The organism is Pseudoalteromonas sp. SIMBA_162 (genome assembly GCF_046535955.1).
In the GTDB taxonomy this organism is placed as follows: Bacteria; Pseudomonadota; Gammaproteobacteria; order Enterobacterales; family Alteromonadaceae; genus Pseudoalteromonas; species Pseudoalteromonas marina.
Genome location: NZ_JAWJBQ010000841.1, coordinates 1 through 251, shown reverse-complemented (window position 1 = coordinate 251; position 251 = coordinate 1). Strand labels below are relative to the sequence as shown.

The window sequence follows — 251 nt, the reverse complement described above, 5'->3', positions numbered from 1 at the left end:
AACTGCGGGCTGGCCAGGCGCAGCAGGGCCCAGGCCGGGTTCATGGGCGGACGCCGAACTGGTGCAGGCGCGGCGGATAGTTGAAGTCTTCATCGCCGTGGCGCGAATGATGGTGGCCGCCGCCATAGGCGCCATGCTCGGGCTGGAACGGTGCCTCAAGGGGCGCGGTGCTGGCCCCCAGCTGTTCGAGCATGGCCTTGAGCACATAGTCGTCCAGCAGGCGCAGCCAGCCGTCACCCACCTGCAGGGCC

General features: G+C 69.3%; 1 pseudogene. It reads right to left on the bottom strand.

The window, feature by feature from the left end:
* Positions 1-40 precede the first annotated feature (40 nt).
* Positions 41-251, bottom strand: a pseudogene (locus R0J88_RS22050) (urease accessory protein UreE); the annotation flags it as partial.